This is a genomic window from Roseovarius maritimus, assembly GCF_043355895.2.
GTDB classification, from domain to species: Bacteria; Pseudomonadota; Alphaproteobacteria; order Rhodobacterales; family Rhodobacteraceae; genus Roseovarius; species Roseovarius maritimus.
On record NZ_JBHFPF020000001.1, the window covers coordinates 910,499 to 927,732 of the forward strand.

19 protein-coding genes are annotated in these 17,234 nt (G+C 65.3%); 4 read left to right on the forward strand and 15 right to left on the reverse strand.

Going from position 1 to position 17,234, the window contains the following annotated elements:
* Window positions 1-21 precede the first annotated feature (21 nt).
* Genes ACEWPM_RS04495 through ACEWPM_RS04505 form a run of 3 tightly spaced genes read right to left on the reverse strand, consistent with a single transcriptional unit; the run spans window position 22 to window position 3,995 of the window.
* The gene (locus tag ACEWPM_RS04495; RefSeq protein ID WP_393963430.1) at window positions 22-600 is read right to left on the reverse strand and encodes a sarcosine oxidase subunit gamma; all 579 of its coding nucleotides are present in this window, start codon (window positions 598-600) and stop codon (window positions 22-24) included.
* Window positions 593-3,607 carry a sarcosine oxidase subunit alpha family protein gene (locus ACEWPM_RS04500; RefSeq protein WP_393963429.1) on the reverse strand — a complete coding sequence of 1,005 codons (3,015 nt, stop codon included), beginning with the start codon at window positions 3,605-3,607 and terminating at the stop codon, window positions 593-595. The genes ACEWPM_RS04495 and ACEWPM_RS04500 overlap by 8 nt, the downstream gene beginning before the upstream one ends.
* A gap of 58 nt (window positions 3,608-3,665) precedes the next feature.
* Window positions 3,666-3,995 carry a sarcosine oxidase subunit delta gene (locus tag ACEWPM_RS04505; protein ID WP_393963428.1) on the reverse strand — a complete coding sequence of 110 codons (330 nt, stop codon included), beginning with the start codon at window positions 3,993-3,995 and terminating at the stop codon, window positions 3,666-3,668.
* 50 nt (window positions 3,996-4,045) lie between these two features.
* On the opposite strand from ACEWPM_RS04505, the gene ACEWPM_RS04510 reads away from it, so the two are divergent.
* Window positions 4,046-4,243 carry a hypothetical protein gene (locus ACEWPM_RS04510; RefSeq protein ID WP_393963427.1) on the forward strand — a complete coding sequence of 66 codons (198 nt, stop codon included), beginning with the start codon at window positions 4,046-4,048 and terminating at the stop codon, window positions 4,241-4,243.
* Between the two features lie 11 nt (window positions 4,244-4,254).
* On the opposite strand, the gene ACEWPM_RS04515 is transcribed toward ACEWPM_RS04510, so the two are convergent.
* On the reverse strand, window positions 4,255-5,499 hold the full coding sequence (locus ACEWPM_RS04515; protein WP_393963426.1) for a sarcosine oxidase subunit beta family protein: 1,245 nt from the start codon (window positions 5,497-5,499) through the stop codon (window positions 4,255-4,257).
* Between the two features lie 241 nt (window positions 5,500-5,740).
* On the opposite strand from ACEWPM_RS04515, the gene ccmI reads away from it, so the two are divergent.
* The 3 genes from ccmI to ACEWPM_RS04530 are packed head-to-tail and all read left to right on the forward strand — an operon-like array spanning window position 5,741 to window position 7,712.
* Window positions 5,741-6,982, forward strand: a complete 1,242-nt coding sequence (gene ccmI / locus ACEWPM_RS04520; protein ID WP_393963425.1) for a c-type cytochrome biogenesis protein CcmI — start codon at window positions 5,741-5,743, stop codon at window positions 6,980-6,982.
* Entirely contained in the window at window positions 6,979-7,455 is a 477-nt protein-coding gene (ruvX, locus tag ACEWPM_RS04525; RefSeq protein WP_393963424.1) for a Holliday junction resolvase RuvX, read from the forward strand. The genes ccmI and ruvX overlap by 4 nt, the downstream gene beginning before the upstream one ends.
* Window positions 7,452-7,712: a DUF1289 domain-containing protein gene (locus tag ACEWPM_RS04530; protein ID WP_393963423.1), complete on the forward strand. Its 261-nt coding sequence runs from the start codon at window positions 7,452-7,454 to the stop codon at window positions 7,710-7,712. Before ruvX ends, ACEWPM_RS04530 begins: the two co-directional genes overlap by 4 nt.
* 21 nt (window positions 7,713-7,733) lie before the next feature.
* On the opposite strand, the gene ACEWPM_RS04535 is transcribed toward ACEWPM_RS04530, so the two are convergent.
* The 11 genes from ACEWPM_RS04535 to ACEWPM_RS04585 all read right to left on the reverse strand — a co-directional run bounded on the left by ACEWPM_RS04535 (window position 7,734) and on the right by ACEWPM_RS04585 (window position 17,179).
* Window positions 7,734-8,117 carry an MliC family protein gene (locus ACEWPM_RS04535; protein ID WP_393963422.1) on the reverse strand — a complete coding sequence of 128 codons (384 nt, stop codon included), beginning with the start codon at window positions 8,115-8,117 and terminating at the stop codon, window positions 7,734-7,736.
* Window positions 8,118-8,184: 67 nt separating this feature from the next.
* Entirely contained in the window at window positions 8,185-8,982 is a 798-nt protein-coding gene (locus ACEWPM_RS04540; RefSeq protein ID WP_393963421.1) for a hypothetical protein, read from the reverse strand.
* A complete protein-coding gene (locus ACEWPM_RS04545; protein ID WP_393963420.1) occupies window positions 8,979-9,803 on the reverse strand; it encodes a sulfite exporter TauE/SafE family protein in 825 nt (274 codons plus the stop codon). The genes ACEWPM_RS04540 and ACEWPM_RS04545 overlap by 4 nt, the downstream gene beginning before the upstream one ends.
* Window positions 9,804-9,887: 84 nt before the next feature.
* Entirely contained in the window at window positions 9,888-10,841 is a 954-nt protein-coding gene (gene dusA / locus ACEWPM_RS04550) for a tRNA dihydrouridine(20/20a) synthase DusA (RefSeq protein WP_393963419.1), read from the reverse strand.
* Window positions 10,842-11,285: 444 nt separating this feature from the next.
* A complete protein-coding gene (locus ACEWPM_RS04555; protein ID WP_393963418.1) occupies window positions 11,286-12,284 on the reverse strand; it encodes an FAD:protein FMN transferase in 999 nt (332 codons plus the stop codon).
* Complete coding sequence (locus tag ACEWPM_RS04560) at window positions 12,265-14,472, reverse strand: PepSY domain-containing protein (RefSeq protein WP_393963417.1); 2,208 nt, start codon at window positions 14,470-14,472, stop codon at window positions 12,265-12,267. The genes ACEWPM_RS04555 and ACEWPM_RS04560 overlap by 20 nt, the downstream gene beginning before the upstream one ends.
* A gap of 11 nt (window positions 14,473-14,483) precedes the next feature.
* On the reverse strand, window positions 14,484-14,954 hold the full coding sequence (locus ACEWPM_RS04565; protein WP_393963416.1) for a DUF2271 domain-containing protein: 471 nt from the start codon (window positions 14,952-14,954) through the stop codon (window positions 14,484-14,486).
* A gap of 38 nt (window positions 14,955-14,992) precedes the next feature.
* Window positions 14,993-15,370 carry a PepSY domain-containing protein gene (locus ACEWPM_RS04570; protein ID WP_393963415.1) on the reverse strand — a complete coding sequence of 126 codons (378 nt, stop codon included), beginning with the start codon at window positions 15,368-15,370 and terminating at the stop codon, window positions 14,993-14,995.
* Between the two features lie 108 nt (window positions 15,371-15,478).
* Window positions 15,479-15,958, reverse strand: coding sequence for a hypothetical protein (locus tag ACEWPM_RS04575; RefSeq protein WP_393963414.1), 480 nt, complete (start codon window positions 15,956-15,958; stop codon window positions 15,479-15,481).
* A 263-nt stretch (window positions 15,959-16,221) separates the two neighbouring features.
* Window positions 16,222-16,875, reverse strand: coding sequence for a cytochrome b/b6 domain-containing protein (locus tag ACEWPM_RS04580; RefSeq protein ID WP_393963413.1), 654 nt, complete (start codon window positions 16,873-16,875; stop codon window positions 16,222-16,224).
* On the reverse strand, window positions 16,868-17,179 hold the full coding sequence (locus ACEWPM_RS04585) for a PepSY domain-containing protein (RefSeq protein ID WP_393963412.1): 312 nt from the start codon (window positions 17,177-17,179) through the stop codon (window positions 16,868-16,870). The genes ACEWPM_RS04580 and ACEWPM_RS04585 overlap by 8 nt, the downstream gene beginning before the upstream one ends.
* Window positions 17,180-17,234: the final 55 nt, after the last annotated feature.

The following is a 17,234-nucleotide window of genomic DNA, read 5'->3' on the forward strand; positions in this document are numbered from 1 at the left end:
AAAGGCGCGCAGGGTGGTGCATCACTCGGCGAAATAGCGCACTTCGCTGCCCGGCGCCGCGGCGCCCTTGAGCAGGTCGAACACATATTGCGCGACCGAGCGGAAGCAGACGACACGCGCCTCGCCGTCGCCCGCCATCCAGACCGCTGCCGCCACCTGCGCCATGCGCGAGCGGCGGAACTGGCCCACCTTGAAGGCTGAGGAGCTGAAATCCACCGGCATCAGCTTGGCCAATGCCTCGCGCACCAGCGCATCCTCGCCTGTTATGCTGAACATGCAGCGCGCGTCCGACACATCGACCGCCATATGATGCATATCGCCGAGGCCGGAAGCGATCTCGTCCAGTTTGGTCTTGACCTGCGCATAGGGCACGATGATCAGCAATTCATCGGGCGACATCCAGGCAGAGTGGCCGCCATCGCTGACGTTGATATGGCCCGCGCCGGGCATCTCGCCGCCGATCGCGCCAAAGATGCCCTTCTTAAGCTTGGGCGCCGAGAGATCGCCGCGCAGGGTAATCATGCCTTGCAAGCCCATATCGCGGATCTGAACAAACCCCGACGCGCTGACGCCATTCAAGGCGCTGACTGTATTAGACATTCTGCTTCTCCCCATCGCGGTCAAAGAATACCGGATCGACAATCTTGGCCCGCATCACGGTGCCATCGACACGCGGGAATTCCAGCACCTCCCCCATCCGGTCCGGCCCGTTCAGCACGAGGCCCATGGCGATGCCGCGGTCCAAAGTGGGTGAATGGTAGGTCGAGGTAACCCGTCCTTGCGTCTCGCGCTGGCCGTTATCATTAGTACCCTCGGCAGTGGCATAGGCCCCATCGGGCAGCACCTTGCCATCCACCGTCTCAAGGCCGACCAGCTTCCAACGCTTGGGATCGGTCATATGGCTGCGCGCCTGCGCCCGCTTGCCGATATAGTCGTCCTTCTTCTTGGAGATTGCCCAGTTGAGGCCCAGATCCTGCGGGATGACCGTGCCGTCTGTCTCGTCCCCGATCATGATAAAGCCCTTCTCGGCGCGCATGATATGCAGCGCCTCCGTGCCGTAGGGGGTGATGTTGGCGGGCTGCCCCGCCGCCAGCAGCGCATCCCAAAGGGCGCGGCCCTCAGAGGCCTTGACCGCAATCTCGTAGCTCAGCTCACCCGAGAAGGAGATGCGATAGGCCCGCGCCTGCATCCCCGCCAGGGTGATGTCCTTCCAGGCCATGAAGGGCAGCGCCTCGGCGCTGATGTCGTCGCTGGTCAGCTTTTCCAGCGTCTCGCGCGCCTTGGGGCCCACGACAGCAATCTGGGCATACTCCTCGGTCAGGTTGGCGACATAGACGTTCCAGTCCCACCATTCGGTCTGGAGCCATTCCTCCATGTGACCGTGGATCGATTCCGCCCCGCCCGTGGTGGTGTGGCAAAGGAAGGCATCCTCGGCCACCCGCGCCACGACACCATCGTCCACGAGAAAGCCGTTCTCGCTGCACATCAGGCCATAGCGACAGCGACCCACCTTCAGCGTACTCATCATGTTGGTGTAGAGCATGTCCAGGAATTTGCCCGCATCCGGACCTTTGACCAAGAGCTTGCCCAGCGTCGAGGCGTCCAGCATGCCAAGGCTGGCGCGCGTCGCCTTGACCTCGCGCGCGACGGCCTCCTCGATGGTTTCCGGACCGCGCTGATAGGTATAGGGGCGGCGCCACTGGCCGACCGGCTCGAAATACGCACCATTCTCGACATGCCAGTCATACAGCGGCGTGCGGCGGATCGGCTGGAACCGCTCGTCGCGCGCTTCGCCTGCAATGGAGGCCATCGAGATAGGCGTGTAGGGCGGGCGGAAGGTGGTCGTGCCGGTCTGCGGAATGGGCTGACCCAAAGCATCAGAAAGGATGGCGAGGCCGTTGATATTGCTCAGCTTGCCCTGATCGGTCGCCATGCCCAGCGTCGTGTAACGCTTGGCATGCTCGACAGATTCGAAGCCCTCTTGCGCAGCCAGCTGAACGTCCGACACTTTGACGTCGTTCTGGTAATCCAGCCACGCCTTCTGGCGCTTCTTGGCGCCCGCGCCTTGCGGCATCATCCATACGGGCGACATCGGCGCCTCGTCGGCGGCCTCGACCCCGGGTGCCTTGGGTGTATCTCCCTTGTGGCCCGCGGCGCCTGCCGCCTTGACCCCGGCACTGGCCGCATCGCCAAGGATATCGGCCAGATGATAGTCCCCATTCGCCGCGCCTGCGGGCGTGACGAAGGCGTTTCCATCCGCGCCTGTCGGTGCTTTCTCCGCGTCCGGACGGAAGGCCGCCTGCGCCTCGTCCCAGATCAGCTTGCCACCGCAATGGGACCACAGATGCACCACGGGCGACCAGCCACCCGACATGGCGACCACGTCACAGGCGACCTCCTCCAGAACCGCGCCCTCGCCCGCCTGGCTGCAGATGCCGACACCAGTCACGCGCTTGCCGCCCTGAACCGAGGAAATACCGTGCCCCATCAGCACGCGGATGCCCATGGATTTCGCCTTTGCCATCAAGGGGCTGTCCTGCGCGGTGACGCGCGCATCCAGGATTACCGGCACGTCGAGGCCGTTTTCCTTGAGCGTGATCGCGGTGCGGTAGGCATCGTCGTTGTTCGTCACGATCACGGTGCGGTCGCCGACCGACACGCCGTAATCGACCACATAATCGCGCACCGCGGATGCCAGCATGACCCCGGGAATGTCATTGCCCGCAAAGCTGAGTGGCCGCTCGATCGCGCCGGTCGCGGTCACGATCTGTGCAGCGCGGATGCGCCAGAGGCGGTGGCGCGGGCCCTGCGCCTTGGGGTTGTGATCGGTAACACGCTCGTATCCGAGCACATAGCCGTGATCATAAACCCCGGCCCCCATGGTGCGGCTGCGCATTGTGACATTGTCCATCGCGGAAAGTTCCACGACAAGGCTGTCAATATAGTCGGCCACCGGCTTGCCATCCACCGTGCCTCCATCGACGGGCGCCCGCCCGCCCCAATGAGCCGTCTGTTCCAGCACTATCACCTTGGCGCCCGTGGCCGCAGCCGAGCGCGCGGCCATGAGGCCCGCGATACCGCCGCCGATGATCAACACGTCGCAGAACGCGTAGAAATGCTCATACGTGTCATTGTCGCGCTGATCGGGCGCGGCTCCAAGACCCGCAGATTGGCGGATGATCGGCTCATAGACATGCTTCCAGAACGAGCGCGGGTGCTTGAACGTCTTGTAGTAGAAGCCCGCAGGCAAGAAACGGCTGAGCTTGGTGTTGATCGCGCCGACATCGAAATCGAGGCTCGGCCAGTGGTTCTGGCTGGTGCAGCTCAGCCCGTCGAAAAGCTCGGTCGTGGTGACGCGCTGGTTCGGCTCAAAGCTGGCGCCAGCCCCCATGCCGACGAGGCCGTTCGGCTCCTCTGCTCCGCTCGCGACCACGCCGCGCGGGCGGTGATACTTGAACGAGCGCCCGATCAGCATCTGGTCATTGGCCAGAAGCGCCGAGGCGAGCGTGTCGCCGGCATAGCCCTTCAGCCGCTTGCCGTTGAAGGTGAAATCCATCCGCCGCGCCTTGTCCAGAAGGCGGCCGCCATTAGCCAGACGTGTGCTCATGCCCGTGCCTCCGCGCGTGTGATCGGCGTCGATTGAGTGTTTTTCGAACGATGAAAAGTCATGCGAATTCCCTCCAGGACCAGCCGGGCCGCTTGGCCGTTATCGCATCCTTGATTTCCTGCGGCGGCTCGGTCGTCTGGGCCTTGTAGGTTCCGTAAACCTCAAGTGTCACTGTATCGCGCGCAGCGTGAAACCACTTGCCGCAACCGTTGTTGTGGCGCCAGCGCTCCAGATGAACGCCCTTGGGATTCACCTTCGAGAAGAGGTAGTCGTGAAACTGCTCATCGGTCGAGCCGGGGCCGAAGCGCTTGAGATGCGCCTCGCCGCCGCCGTGAAATTCGGTTTCCTCGCCGGTCACGCCGCAGCAGGGGCAGGTCAGGATCAGCATGTGCAGAACTCCTTGTTGATTGCACTCGCGTCGGCGGCCATACTCCACGCATGGATATCTTGATCGGCGTATGCACCGTGATTGGAACGATCATCGTTATCGCGCTGGTCGTCTTTGCCGTATTTCGCCATGAAATCCGAAAGGAAGGTCTCCAGAAACCGCATCGCAGAACCATGCACGACACCGCCTACGGCAAGGACGAGGCCGTGACCGGCCCCGCGACGGACGCCGGTATCGGATCCGATTGACGCCGCGCGCATCAATGCGCCACCCCGGCCGCTACGCTTTCGTCGATGAAGCGGCCCTCGTGGAAGCGATCTAGCCCAAACGCGTCGGTCAGCGGCGAGTGGCCTTTGGCCATCAGTTCGGCAAAGCCCCAGCCCGAGCCGGGAATCGCCTTGAAGCCGCCCGTGCCCCAGCCGCAATTGACGAAGATGCCATCGACCGGCGTTTTGCTGAGGATCGGCGAGCGGTCGCCCGTCACGTCCACGATGCCGCCCCAATGGCGCAGCATCTTGAGGCGTGCGATCATCGGGAACGTCTCGACCAGGGCACGCACCGTTTCCTCGATATGGTGGAAAGCGCCGCGCTGGGTGTAGTTGTTGTAGCCGTCCGTGCCGCCGCCGATCACCATCTCGCCCTTGTCGGACTGGCTCATGTAGCCATGCACGGTATTGGCCATCACGACCACGTCCATGCAGGGCTTGATCGGCTCGGAGACCAGCGCCTGGAGGGACACCGATTCAATCGGCAGGCGAAAGCCGGCCATGTCGGCCAGGTGGCCCGAATGGCCCGCAACGACCATGCCCAGCTTGTCACAGCCGATCGTGCCGCGATTGGTGTTGACGCCCGTGACCTTACCATCCGACTGCTCGATGCCCGTCACTTCGCATTTCTGGATGATGTGCATGCCCATGTCCGAGCAGGCGCGCGCATAGGCCCAGGCAACCGCGTCATGGCGCGCGGTTCCGCCGCGCGCCTGCCAGAGCGCGCCCAGCACCGGGTAGCGCGGCCCGTCGATATTGATGATCGGGACCAGTTGCTTGACGCGCTGGGGGCCGATGAACTCGGTCTTGACGCCTTGCAGGGCGTTGGCATGCGCCGTGCGCTCGTAGCCGCGGATCTCGTGCTGGGTCTGGGCCAGCATCATCACGCCCCGCGGGCTGAACATCACGTTGTAATTCAGATCCTGGCTCATCGTTTCGTAGAGCGAGCGGGATTTCTCGTAGATCGCCGCCGAGGGGTCCTGCAGATAGTTCGAGCGGATGATCGTGGTGTTGCGCCCCGTATTGCCGCCGCCAAGCCAGCCTTTCTCAAGGACAGCCACATTGGTGATCCCGAAATTCTTGCCCAGGTAATAGGCCGTGGCAAGGCCATGGCCGCCCGCGCCGATGATGATCACATCGTATTTCTTCTTTGGCTCGGGCGAGGCCCAGGCGCGTTCCCACCCGGTGTGGTTACGAAACGCCTCTCGGGCGACGGCAAAGGCGGAGTAGCGTTTCATGCGCGGTCTCACTCTGGTCATGGATTCGCGGGGATGCGCGGGATGGCTCAGGGTATGCGCCGATCCGGCAAATCGCAACATACGCGGTGCGGCGCAGCCTGCCCGGTTTGCGACATTGCGGCGGCTCCGCGAACCGTATCGGCCCGCCGCCGGGTAGCCCCTGCGACATGAACGCCGTGCATCGCCCCTTTCGCCGGAGACGCTGCGCCGTTATGTGGTTTGCGACAGCAGGAGTGCCTTAATGATGTTCTGGATCATCGCCGCCGCCTTGGCATTGGGAACCAGCGCGCTGGTCGTCGCCGCGCTTTTGCGTGGCCGCGTCAGCGCGGCGCCGCCTGCGGCCTATGACCTTGAAATTTACCGGGTGCAGCTGGCCGGCGTCGAAAAGGACCTGGCCCGAGGCGTCATCACCGAGACCGAGGCGGGTCGGCTGCGCGCCGAAGTGTCGCGCCGCATTCTGGCCGCCGATACGCAGGTGCGTGCCCATGGTGCGGATGGCGGGCAGCCGCGACGCGCGGGAGTGGCCCTCTCGGCCCTTCTGGTGGCGGGGATCACGGGCGGGGCTCTTTGGGGCTACTGGTCGCTGGGGGCGCCGGGCTATCCGGATCAGCCGCGCGCTGGCCGGCTGGCCGCCTCGGATGCCGCGCGCGCCGATCGTCTCAGCCAGGCCGAGGCGCAGGAGCGGTTCGGACCCGAAGAGCAGGCTATCACGCCGCCCGAGGATTTCGCGCAGCTTATGGTGCAACTGCGCGCCGCCGTCGAGGCGCGCCCGGACGATGTGCGCGGCCTTGCCCTCCTGGCGCGCAACGAGGCGAGCCTTGGCAATACCGCCGCCGCGCGCAGCGCGCAGGAGCGGCTGATCGCGGCCAAGGGCGATGCGGCTACCGCCGCCGATCACGCCTTCCTCGCCGATCTGCTGATCACGGCGGCGGGCGGCTATGTCTCGTCCGAGGCGGAGGCGAGCCTGCGCACCGCGCTGTCGATGGACCCCGGCCAGCTTGAGGCGCGCTATTACCTTGGCGTCTATTACGCGCAGGTCGACCGGCCCGATGCCGCCTTCCGCACATGGGAGTCGCTGCTGCAGGACAGCCCGGAGGATGCGCCGTGGATCGAGCCCCTGCGCGCCCAGATCCAGGATGCGGCGGACCGCGCCGGCATCAATTACACCCTGCCGGACGCCCCTCCGTCCCTTTCACGCGGTCCTACGCAGGAGCAGATGGAGGCCGCCGAAGGCATGTCCGAGGAGGGCCGCCAGGACTTTATCCGCAGCATGGTCGACAGCCTCATGTCGCGCCTCGCCGACGAGGGCGGGCCGCCCGAGGATTGGGCACAGCTGATCGTGGCGCTTGGCGTTCTGGGCGAGACCGAGCGCGCCGGTGACATTTTGGACGAGGCGCGCGTGAACTTTGCCGACAGCCCCGAGGCGATATCCATGCTGGACGCCGCCGCCGCCCGCGCGGGTATTGACGGGAACGCAGAATGATCTTTGAGGATATCGCCGATTTTGCCGCCGCCCTGCCCCCGATGCGCGCGCTGATGGGGCTGGATCTGGGTGACAAGACGATCGGCGTCGCGGTGTCCGATGGCCTCTGGTCCGTCGCCAGCCCCATCGAGACGGTGCGCCGCCGCAAGTTCGGCCTGGATGCCGCGCGCCTTCTGGAGATCATCGAGGCGCGGCAGATCGGGGGGCTGATCCTGGGCCTGCCGCGCAACATGGACGGAAGCGAGGGGCCGCGCTGTCAGTCGACGCGCGCCTTTGCCCGCAACCTGACCCGGCTGACCGACCTGCCCATCGGCTATTGGGACGAGCGTTTGTCGACCGTTGCCGCCGAACGCGCCCTTCTGGAGGCGGATACGTCTCGCAAACGTCGCGCCGAGGTGATCGACAACATCGCCGCCTCGTATATCCTGCAAGGGGTGCTGGACCGTTTGGGCCATATGAGGAACGCGCAATGATGGATGGAACAGAGCTTCCGGGCGAGCCGCCGGTATGGACGCGCGACGAGGTGCAATCGCCCTGCATCCGTGTCTGCGTGGTGCATCCCGAGGCGCGCATCTGCACCGGCTGTCTGCGCAGCATCGACGAGATCACGCGCTGGTCCAAGATGAGCAATGACGAGCGCGCCGCCATCGTGGAAGAACTGCCGGGTCGTGCCGGCCTCTTGCGCAAGCGGCGCGGCGGACGCGCTGCCCGGCTGAAGCGCGGCAGTTAGACCCGCGCACAAGGCCCGGTGCTATTTCTTCGCGGCGGCGGTGCAGGTGATCGGCTTTGCATCGCTCATCTCGTCGCCCATGCGCGCCTCATCGCCCTTGGTCCACCATTCGGACGCACCCGAGACATAGCGCGCCCCCGAGCCAGAGATGACGCCGACGAAAATCCGCGTCTCACCCTTGAGCGGGATCAGCGCGAGGGTGTTCGAGCCTGCATTGACATATTGCACCAACAGATCGGTCCCATCGGCGCAGCTATAGGCCACCGAATTGACCGACCCGTCCGCGCCCAGCGTCAGGGGCAGCGAGAGACCCGCCTGCGCCTGCGCCACGCCGACGGCGCAAGCCAGCCCCAGCGATGCCGAAATCACGGCGACAGCGTTGTTGAAGATGTGGCGGCCAAGCATATCGATCCTCCTTGGAAAAGCTGCAATCAAGCCTAAGCACGGCGCGGTGGCGGGGCAAGAGCATGTGTCAGACTGCACTCAGCCAATCATCGCCGAGGCCACGGAATTCGGGGCGGAAATAGGCGATCATGCGGCCCTCCGGCGGGGCCACTGCCCCCTCTTGCCACGGCGCGACGCCATGCAGTGCCAGCCGGTGCACCAGCACCGCCTCGCCCGGCTGGGCGAGCAAGGTGACGCGCGCGCAGCGCTCGAACACATCGCGGCGGGCTGCCTTGTAGATTTCGGTCAGATCGACCTCGCCCCATGCCTCGGAGGCAATGCCGCCAAGCGCCTTGGCGAAGGCGCTGCGCATCACCTCGTGGCTGCCCTCCCAAACTGTCAGAGGGCTGGCCCCCTCGCCCACCGCGGTCAGAGGCAGGCCGAGGATATAGGCGTGCCGCTCTTTCAGCATCCGGGCGCGGGCCGCCCCGATCGCCAGAAGGCCGTCAACATGCGCCGCATCGCGTCGCTGGCGATAGCGAAAGGCCGCCTCACCCTCATCCTTGCGCGGTTTGGGATAGCCCGGCCATGTCACCGACACCTGCCCCGCGTGCAGCGGCAGATCCCCGTAAAGGCCCCGCGCCGCATCATATCCAGGCCCGGTCAGCGCCCCACTGCCCGCGACCGCGCCGCGCGCGTCATTTGGCAGGGTATCGACGCCCACGAACCAGGTGCCGCCGCATTGCAGCCATTGGGCGCGGTGCGCGGGATCGGCCATGCGCTCCAGCGCCGCAGCTTTCGCGGCCTCGGTCCAGCGCGCCAACCCGGCATCGTGGGCGAAGCGCACCCAGCCCGTTCGGGACAGCGTATCCGCCGCCGCGCTCACCAGCCCAGCGCCTTGCGCAGCATGTTGAGCGCGATCAGCGTAAGGAAAAGGCCGAAGACCCGTTTCAGCGGTTTGGGGTCCATCGCATGGGCCAGCCTTGCGCCCAGCGGTGCGGTGATCAGCGTCATTGCGATCACGATCAGAAACGCCGGCCCGTTGACCGCACCTAGCGTGTAGAGCGGCCGCCCCTCGGGCGCGATATCCACCATCAGAAATCCGATAACCGAGGGCACGGCAATGGCCGCGCCAAAGCCCGCTGCAGTGGCCACAGCGCGGTGAATGGGCACCGCATGCAGGCTCATCAGCGGCACACCGAAACTGCCGCCGCCGATGCCCATCAGCACCGACAGGAAGCCGACGACAGGCGACATGACGGCGCGCATAATCCCTCCGGGCATCGCCGGACCCAGCCGCCAATAGGACCGCCCGAAAGTCATGTAGATCCCGACGCAAAATGCCAAACCACCAAAAATGCCCTGCAGCGTGCTGGACCGCAGGCTGGAAGCCACGACCACGCCCAGCACCGCCCCAATGGCGATGCCCGGCGCCCATGTGCGCAGGATCGTCCAGTCGACTGCACCTTTGCGGTGATGCGCCAGAACCGAGCGCACGGAGGTAACGATGATCGTCGCCAAAGACGTGGCAAGACAGACCTGCATCAGCTGCGGCCCGCCATAGCCCAGAACGGTAAAGGCGTAGAAAAACGCCGGGACCAGGATGATGCCGCCGCCCACACCCAAGAGCCCTGCCAGCACGCCCGCAAAGGCGCCGATGGCCAGAAGCATCGCCGTCATGGCCAGCAGCAGGATGAGATCGGGCATGGCGGCGGCTCCTCGCTTGGGACGTCAGGCTTTGGGTGTTGGCGCGGACTAGACCGGGTTTGCCGGACGGGCGCAAACGGAATTTCAGACGCGCTGCGCCTCGTCCACGCGGGCCAGCGCCGCCTCGATCAGTTCAGGGCCGGCACCGGGCAGATGCGCGCCCTCGGACAGCATCCGCCGCCACGCGCGCGCGCCAGGGCGCCCGGCGAAGAGGCCCAGCATGTGCCGCGTGATCTGGTTCAGCCGCCCGCCTGACGCCAGATGCGCCTCAGCGTAATCCATCATCGCGCGCGCCGCGTCCTCGGGGCGTGTGTCGGGGCCACATTCGCCAAAGATGCGGCGATCCGCGGCGCAGAGGATCTGCGCGGGCGCGTGATAGGCCGCCCGGCCCACCATCACCCCGTCCATCCCGGCCCCGAGATGCGCCTCTACGGCATCGAGGCTGTCGATGCCGCCATTGACCGACAGGTGCAGCGCGGGGAACCGCGCCTTCATCTCATGTACCAGCTGATAATCCAGCGGGGGAATATCGCGGTTTTCCTTGGGACTCAGCCCCTGAAGCCATGCCATGCGGGCATGGATCGTCATGCGGCTCACGCCCGCCCCTGCCACGCGTTCGATGAAATCGGGCAAGATCTGTCGCGGGTCCTGATCGTCGACGCCGATGCGGCATTTCACCGTCACCGGCAGGGGTGTAACCGCCCGCATCGCGGCACAGCATTCGGCCACGAGGTCGGGTGATTTCATCAGCACCGCGCCGAACGTGCCCGACTGGACCCGGTCGCTGGGACAGCCGACATTGAGGTTGATCTCGCGATAGCCCGCTGCATCGCCCAGCCGCGCCGCCTCGGCCAACTCCACCGGGTCCGAGCCCCCCAGTTGCAACGCGACAGGATGCTCGGCCGGCCCGTGCTCCAGCAGATGCACGGCGCCGCCACGCACCAGCGCGGGCGCGGTCACCATCTCGGTGTAGAGCAGCGCATGGCGACTGAGCAGACGATGCAGATGGCGGCAATGACGATCAGTCCAATCCATCATCGGGGCAATGGACAGGCGAGAGGCTTTTGAAAGCTCAATATTTATCGTGTTATCAGTCACTTATGAGCTCGCCATTTCTGTCTCATTTGCGCCAGTTTAGCATCAGGAGCGAAGATTCTGACACTGGGCTTGATAGAATGTACCCAACAGAATTCCCATGTACCAAACGAAGAGGCAATCATGGGTTAGATCACCACATACAAGCGCAAGGATGGCAGCGCAGGTCACCTTGCACGTTTGCGAATGATGCAAGAGGCTACCTATCACGAGACGAAGATCTTTGACAGACGATCGGCGGCGGTCGCCTGGACAAAAGAGCGCGAAGGAGAACTCGCAAAACAGATGTGAGGCTTTCCGTTCGACGATCGGGACGTGAGTAATGCGATCACGGTTGCGCGCCGTTCGGGCATCATCTCGCGCTCGGCGCAGCGCGATCGAAGATGATCATACACGTTTCGGGTCGCGCTTTTCCCCAACTCGTGCGACATCCCGGGTCGTCTCGCAAAACAGATCACCGACAGGGCGCCCTTGGACACCGCCTTTCTCATCGCGCAGGAGGATAAGGGCGTCGAGACCCTGTTGTCTGGCAAGCGCCGCGCCCCGGTCGGTGCCGAGGACCATGAGCGCTGTTGCCCAAGCATCTGCCTCGGCACAGGTGCGGGCCACGACGGTGACGGAGGCAGGTGACGCGATCAAGGGTTGGCCGCGGCGCGGGTCCATGGTGTGCGACAGGCGCCGCCCCTGCACCTCGACCCAGTGACGGTAGTCGCCCGAGGTCGCCACGGCGGCATCCTGCAAGGCGAGAATCGAATGCGGCACCCGGCGCCCGGCGTCCGGCGCCTCCACTGCAATTGTCCACGCCTCGCCGTTCGGCCGCGCGCCGAGCGCGCGCATCTCGCCGTCGATTCCGACCAGAGCATCGGAAATCCCGTGGTCGCGGATCGTATCCGCCAGCCGATCCACGCCATATCCCTTGGCGATGCCGTTCAGGTCAAGTGAGATCAGTTCGGACTTGCGCACATGGCGATCCGCGATCTCCAGAACGTCATGCGCCGGGAGACGTGGGGCAGCCATGGCCGCGCGGATGTTCGCGGATGTTGCAGCCTCCGGGCCGAAGCCCCAGGCCGTCACCGCGTCGCCCATGCCGATGTCGAACGCCCCGCCCGAGGCGCGCCCTATTTCGAGGCCGAGATCCAGGACCGCGAACAGGCGTTCCGGCACCGCCACCCATTCGCCCACCGTGGCTGCGTTGAGGCGCATCAGGTCGCTGTCCGGCTTCCAGGTCGACATCTGAGCATCCACCTCGTCGACAGCCTCCTGCAGCGCCGAGCGAAGCGAGGACGTGTCGAACCCCGGCTCCGCGAAAAACAGTGCCGACCAGCGTGCCGCCATGGTCGGACCGTTCAGGACGACGCGCGCCCGCTCAGTAAACATCTTCGACATACCGCCCCTCCGCCTTAAGAACCGCAGGCGTGAGCCCGACCGGCGCAAGGATCTCGGCCAGCGCTTCGGTTACGCCCGCCGCCATGTCGCGTCCGCCGCAGACCATCACACGCGCCCCCTCGCGGACGAGCTGCGCGACCTCCGCGGCCTCGTCGCGGAGCGCGTCCTGGACGTAATGCGGTCGCGCCCCGCGTGAGACGGCCGTAACCAGCCGGGACAGACGGTGCTCTTCCTGCCAAATGGGCATCTCTTCGCCGTAGAAGAAATCGCTATCCTCATCGCGCATCCCGAAGAAGAGATGGACTTGCCGCTGGCGCGTATTGCCGCGTGTGATCCCCGCCAGCGGACCGATGCCCGTGCCGGCTCCAATCAGGATCAGGGGCGCGCGGCCCCGTCCTGGACGGAAGCCGGGGTTGCGGCGCAGGAAGACAGCCACGGTGTCACCGGGCTTTAGCGCTGTCAGTTGGCCGGAACAGAGGCCGCCCGGATGCTTCCGGACCACAATCTCGATGAAGCCGGCGCTGCGCGCGGAGGCAAGCGAATAGAACCGCGGAACGGCGCTGCCTTCCGGCAGAACACCGATCAGGTCACCGGCGGCAAAACGGGTGAAGCCGGTCCCGGTCAGCCGCTGCCAGAATGTGGCGTGCGGCAGCGCGAAGCGCAGGATCGCCGTCGGTGCCTGTACCCCGGAACCATAGTCCCGTCGCGAGACGAGAGTCAGCGTCTCGGTCTTCGGAAGGACGGGCCGGTGCGACAGTTCAAGGTCGATGCCGAGCGCCTCTCCTAGTGTGCGGCCCCAGCGCGCGAAGTCCTGCGGCGACTGGCGGTCGACCGTTTCGAGAGGCAGGAGTTCGGGCCAGCCCTTCGCCTCCGCAACCCGAGCGACCGCCTCGGCGAAGGCACAGTAGGCAGGAAAGCCTCGGTCACCGAAGCCGAGCACAGCGAGAGGCATGTCAGCCGCTCGTTCGGCGGCGTTCAGCCGGTCGAGAAACCCCTTGGCCGAAGCTGGCGCCGCACCATCGCCATAGGTTGCGGCCAGCAGGATGATCCTCTCGGCCCGGGCGTAGCGGCTCGGCGCAAAGGCCGACATCGGCCCGACGTGGACGCTCTGCCCGGTCTCGGTCAGAGCGGCGTGGAGCGTCGCGGCGAAGCCCCAGGTGCTTCCGCCTTCGCTCCCCACCAGCAGGATCGTCTCGGCGCGCCCAGCGGGTTGGTTGCCCCGGATGCGGGGCCGCCCGCGCCGTCCGGCGAGCCAGAGGAGGACGCCGGTTGCACCCATCGCCGGCACGCCGAGTGCCATGACACCGAGGACAAGCCCCAGCACCGCCGCGCCTTGACCGGTGTGCAGCATGTAGATGGTTTCCGATACACGCTCCCAACCGGCCCGGTCGGTCCATCCAAGGAGCGCGCCGGTGCCCTGATCAAGATATCCAGTGCCTTTTTTGGTCTTGAGCGTGTAGACGTCCGTGGCGTCACCCGGATAGGGAAAGCTCAACTCACGCAGCTCGGCGACAGGCGTCTGCTGCAAGGTGGCCATCTGGTCGAGGGCAACGCCCGTCCCTCCGCGCACCTCGGCCGGAAAGGCCGGCGTGGTGCCGCCATCGGGGAGAAGATCGAAGGTCGAGGCCGTCATCCACAAAGCCGTAGTGGACGATAGGACGAGGCCGATCACGGCGATGCGGGCAATCTCGACGTGCAGCCGACTCGCGAGCGGGCCGCGCAGGGGCGCGAACCAGTGCCGCCAGCCGCCCGCCCGCCGCGCGACCAGCGCCGCGCCCGAGAGCGAGATAACCAGCATCGCCGCCGCCCCGGCGGCCATGGCGATACGCCCCCAATCCCCAAGGAAGAGCGAGCGGTGCAGGCTCGTAAGCCAGCGAAGAGCCTGGTTCGGGTCGGCCGAGGCCGTGCCCTCACCGGTAGCGGGGTCGATCACCGCAGCGCCCGGTGCGCCCTGGTCGAACCAATAGGCGATGATCCGACCCGAAGGCGACCGGCGAATCTGTTCGACCCCCGGATAGACCGTTTGTATGCGGTCCGTGAGGGTAGCCACGTTCAGACCGGTCTCCGCTTGCGGCGCGGCGAGCCGCTCGGCTGCCGGAAATACCGACAGCACCGCGCCGCTCAAGCTGAGAACGGTGATGAGAGCCAAGGCAACAAGACTCGGCCAGCGATGGAGTGCACGGATCATGGCCTGTTCCCTCACATGTCGTAAGCGAAGCTGACAATGTAGCGGCGGCCGCGCACGGCCGCGCCGGCACCTTGGGTGGTCAGCGGCACTGCGACCTCATTGGGACTGTCAGGCATGTCTTCGACAGCCGCGTCGATGTGGAGGGTATAACCCGCATCGAACAGCGCATCGGCCAGATCGAGGGTGATCTCGAGCGTCCGACCCGCACCTACGCTGGCGCCGGTGATACCGTTCACTTGCGCAGTGTCGCCGCCCGTGGCGCGATACCAGTCGCGCAGGTGCTCGTAGTATTTGGATTTGCCGCCGGCCATCCAGAGGCTGCCGGCATAGGCGCCCGACGTGTCGGTGACGTAGATCGCGACATAGGCGCCGTCACCTCCGTAATTGTCGAGGGTCGTGGTGAGCGTCACCGGCCGCGCCATGGCAAGGCCGGGAATCGTCAGCGCGGTTGTGAGCGCAAGCGTTGCAAGAGGCGATTTCATAAGATTGGTCCTTGTTCGGAGAGTCGCTGCGGGGAGGCTCAGTTCACCTGAACCTTCGGCGGGGCGCCGCTGCCGAAGAGTCCGTTCTGCGGCGGCTGGGCGGTGCCGGCGGCCGCAGGATTGCGGGCACCGCTGCGGTCGGCGTCCTCATCCTCGTATTCCATCTCGACGACTTTGAGCGTCGCCGGATCAAGTTTCACCTCGATTTCCCGGCCGTCTTTGTCTCGGCCCTCGATCTCATAACAGCCGTCGTCGATCTCGATCTCGCGGACGGTCCAGCCATTATCTTGGGCCAGTTTCGTCACAGCCTCGCGCGGCTGCCAGTCGGCCATCGGCACGCGGCAGTCATCACTGGCAAATGCCGCGCCCGCGGGAATGATCGCAAGCAGTGCAATAGTGGTCAGGGAATTTTTCATGGGTCGGTCTCCTTTCATCCGATGATGCCAATCTGGCAATGCCACCTGAGCGCTTCCTGACGGTAACGGCCAAATGGCTTCAGGTTGATGTCAGGAAACCCGGTTCATTCAGCCTGTCGGAAGAAACGCCGAATCGTGGCGCTCGACGTGAGCGGCACTTGCGTATGAGCCAACGCCCCAAGAAGAGGGCGAAACACGCCCAGACCCCTTCTGAAAGTCTTGCCGATGATCTCGGTTGCGGTGCGGATCGAGACCACCGGGTTTGCAAAACCGAAAACGCAGCTTCTCGCCGATACCTGCGCCATCCGTCTCGGAAGCTTCGACACCGAGATGCAACCGGCCGAAAAGGATGACCGCTTCGAGCCCGAGACTTTCATCGACGATGATCCGCGAAATAAAAGCCGAGAGGGGAAAGGGCCGCATCATGCTCTCGTCGACGCACGGTTTGTCGGGCCGATAGATCGATCCCCTCTGCAGCAGCGGCGGAACGCTCGGCAGTGCTGAATACCGCCGCAGGAACTTTGCGCACAGCAGAGCCGCGCTGGCGGCCGTGCCCTGATCATCTGACGCGGCTTTGCCGGGACACATGCACAAGGTATCTGCGCCGCGCCAGCTCCGCGCTCGACTTCGCGCTCGTCAAGGCGACAGCCCAATACGGGACATTACCCTCCGGCAATTCGGGGCTCAGGTCCGCAAATCAGCCCCCTTCTCCCCTGATGGCTCAAACTAAAGAAACGATCTGAGAGCTTGCCGACGGCGTTTGGGATGTCGCTTCATCCTGCCGTCAGGCACGAAAGAAGCTGCTTTCGGAGCGGGGAGAATTCGATGACAGGTAAGATCCTTGGCCGAAATCAGGCGACATCGCCGGGGGATGGCGCGCGTTTGTCACCGGTGACCATGGCGCGGGCGAGATTCTCGCGGTGGCGGAAGGAGGCGAGCAGAACGCCCGCGACATGCAGCGCCACCAGCAGCAAGAGCAGGTTGGCCAACGCCTCGTGCACCTCTTCCAGCGCGTCCTCGCCGCTACCGCCCGTCCGGCCCTCGTCGGCGTAGGCCGGTGCCACGATCTGCGGCAGGTCGGGCAGCAGCGCGATGCGGTCGGGGTCTTCCATGAGCCAGCCGGTGAAGGCGGTCGCCAAGAGCGTGAAGAGCAGCGCCGCGATCATCGCAGCGCCGACCGGGTTGTGCCCGAGATAACGGCGCTCGCGCCGCCCGAGCATCGCCCGCAGATAACCAAGCGTCGCTGCGGGCCCCCGCAGGAACTGTCCGAACCGCGCATAGCGGCTCCCGACAAGGCCCCAGACGAGGCGAAACGCAACAAGGCCCGCAACGACATATCCGGCGATTTCATGTGTGGTCTGCCATTCGTCCGCCGTCAGCCAGGCCAGCGTGAAGGCGCCGACCAGGCTCCAATGAAAGATCCGCACCAGCGGATCCCAGACCTGGATTTCTGCCTCCACCCTGCCCTCTTGTGGCGCGGCCCGTTCGGTCATCGTCTCAGTCATGGCTCCGCCCCTCCCGGTCACGGTCCGAATGATCGTCGTCCTCATATTCGAACTCGATCACCTCCAGCGTGGCCGGATGGATCGTCACCTCGATCTCGCGCCCTTGGGCGTCATGGCCCTTGATCTCGTAGCAGCCGTCGTCGATCTTTATACGGCGCACGATCCAGCCATTCTGCTCGGCCAGGCGCGCAACGGCGTCCCGCGGCTGCCACTCCGCCATCGGCACGAAGCAATCGTCGTCCGCCAGTGCTGCGCCCGCGGGCAGAAACACGAGAAAGCCGAGAGTTGTCAGTGTCTTCTTCATGGGCCAAACTCCTTGTCATGGCCGATTGCAGCACAGAATGAACGGTAAAGCTGAC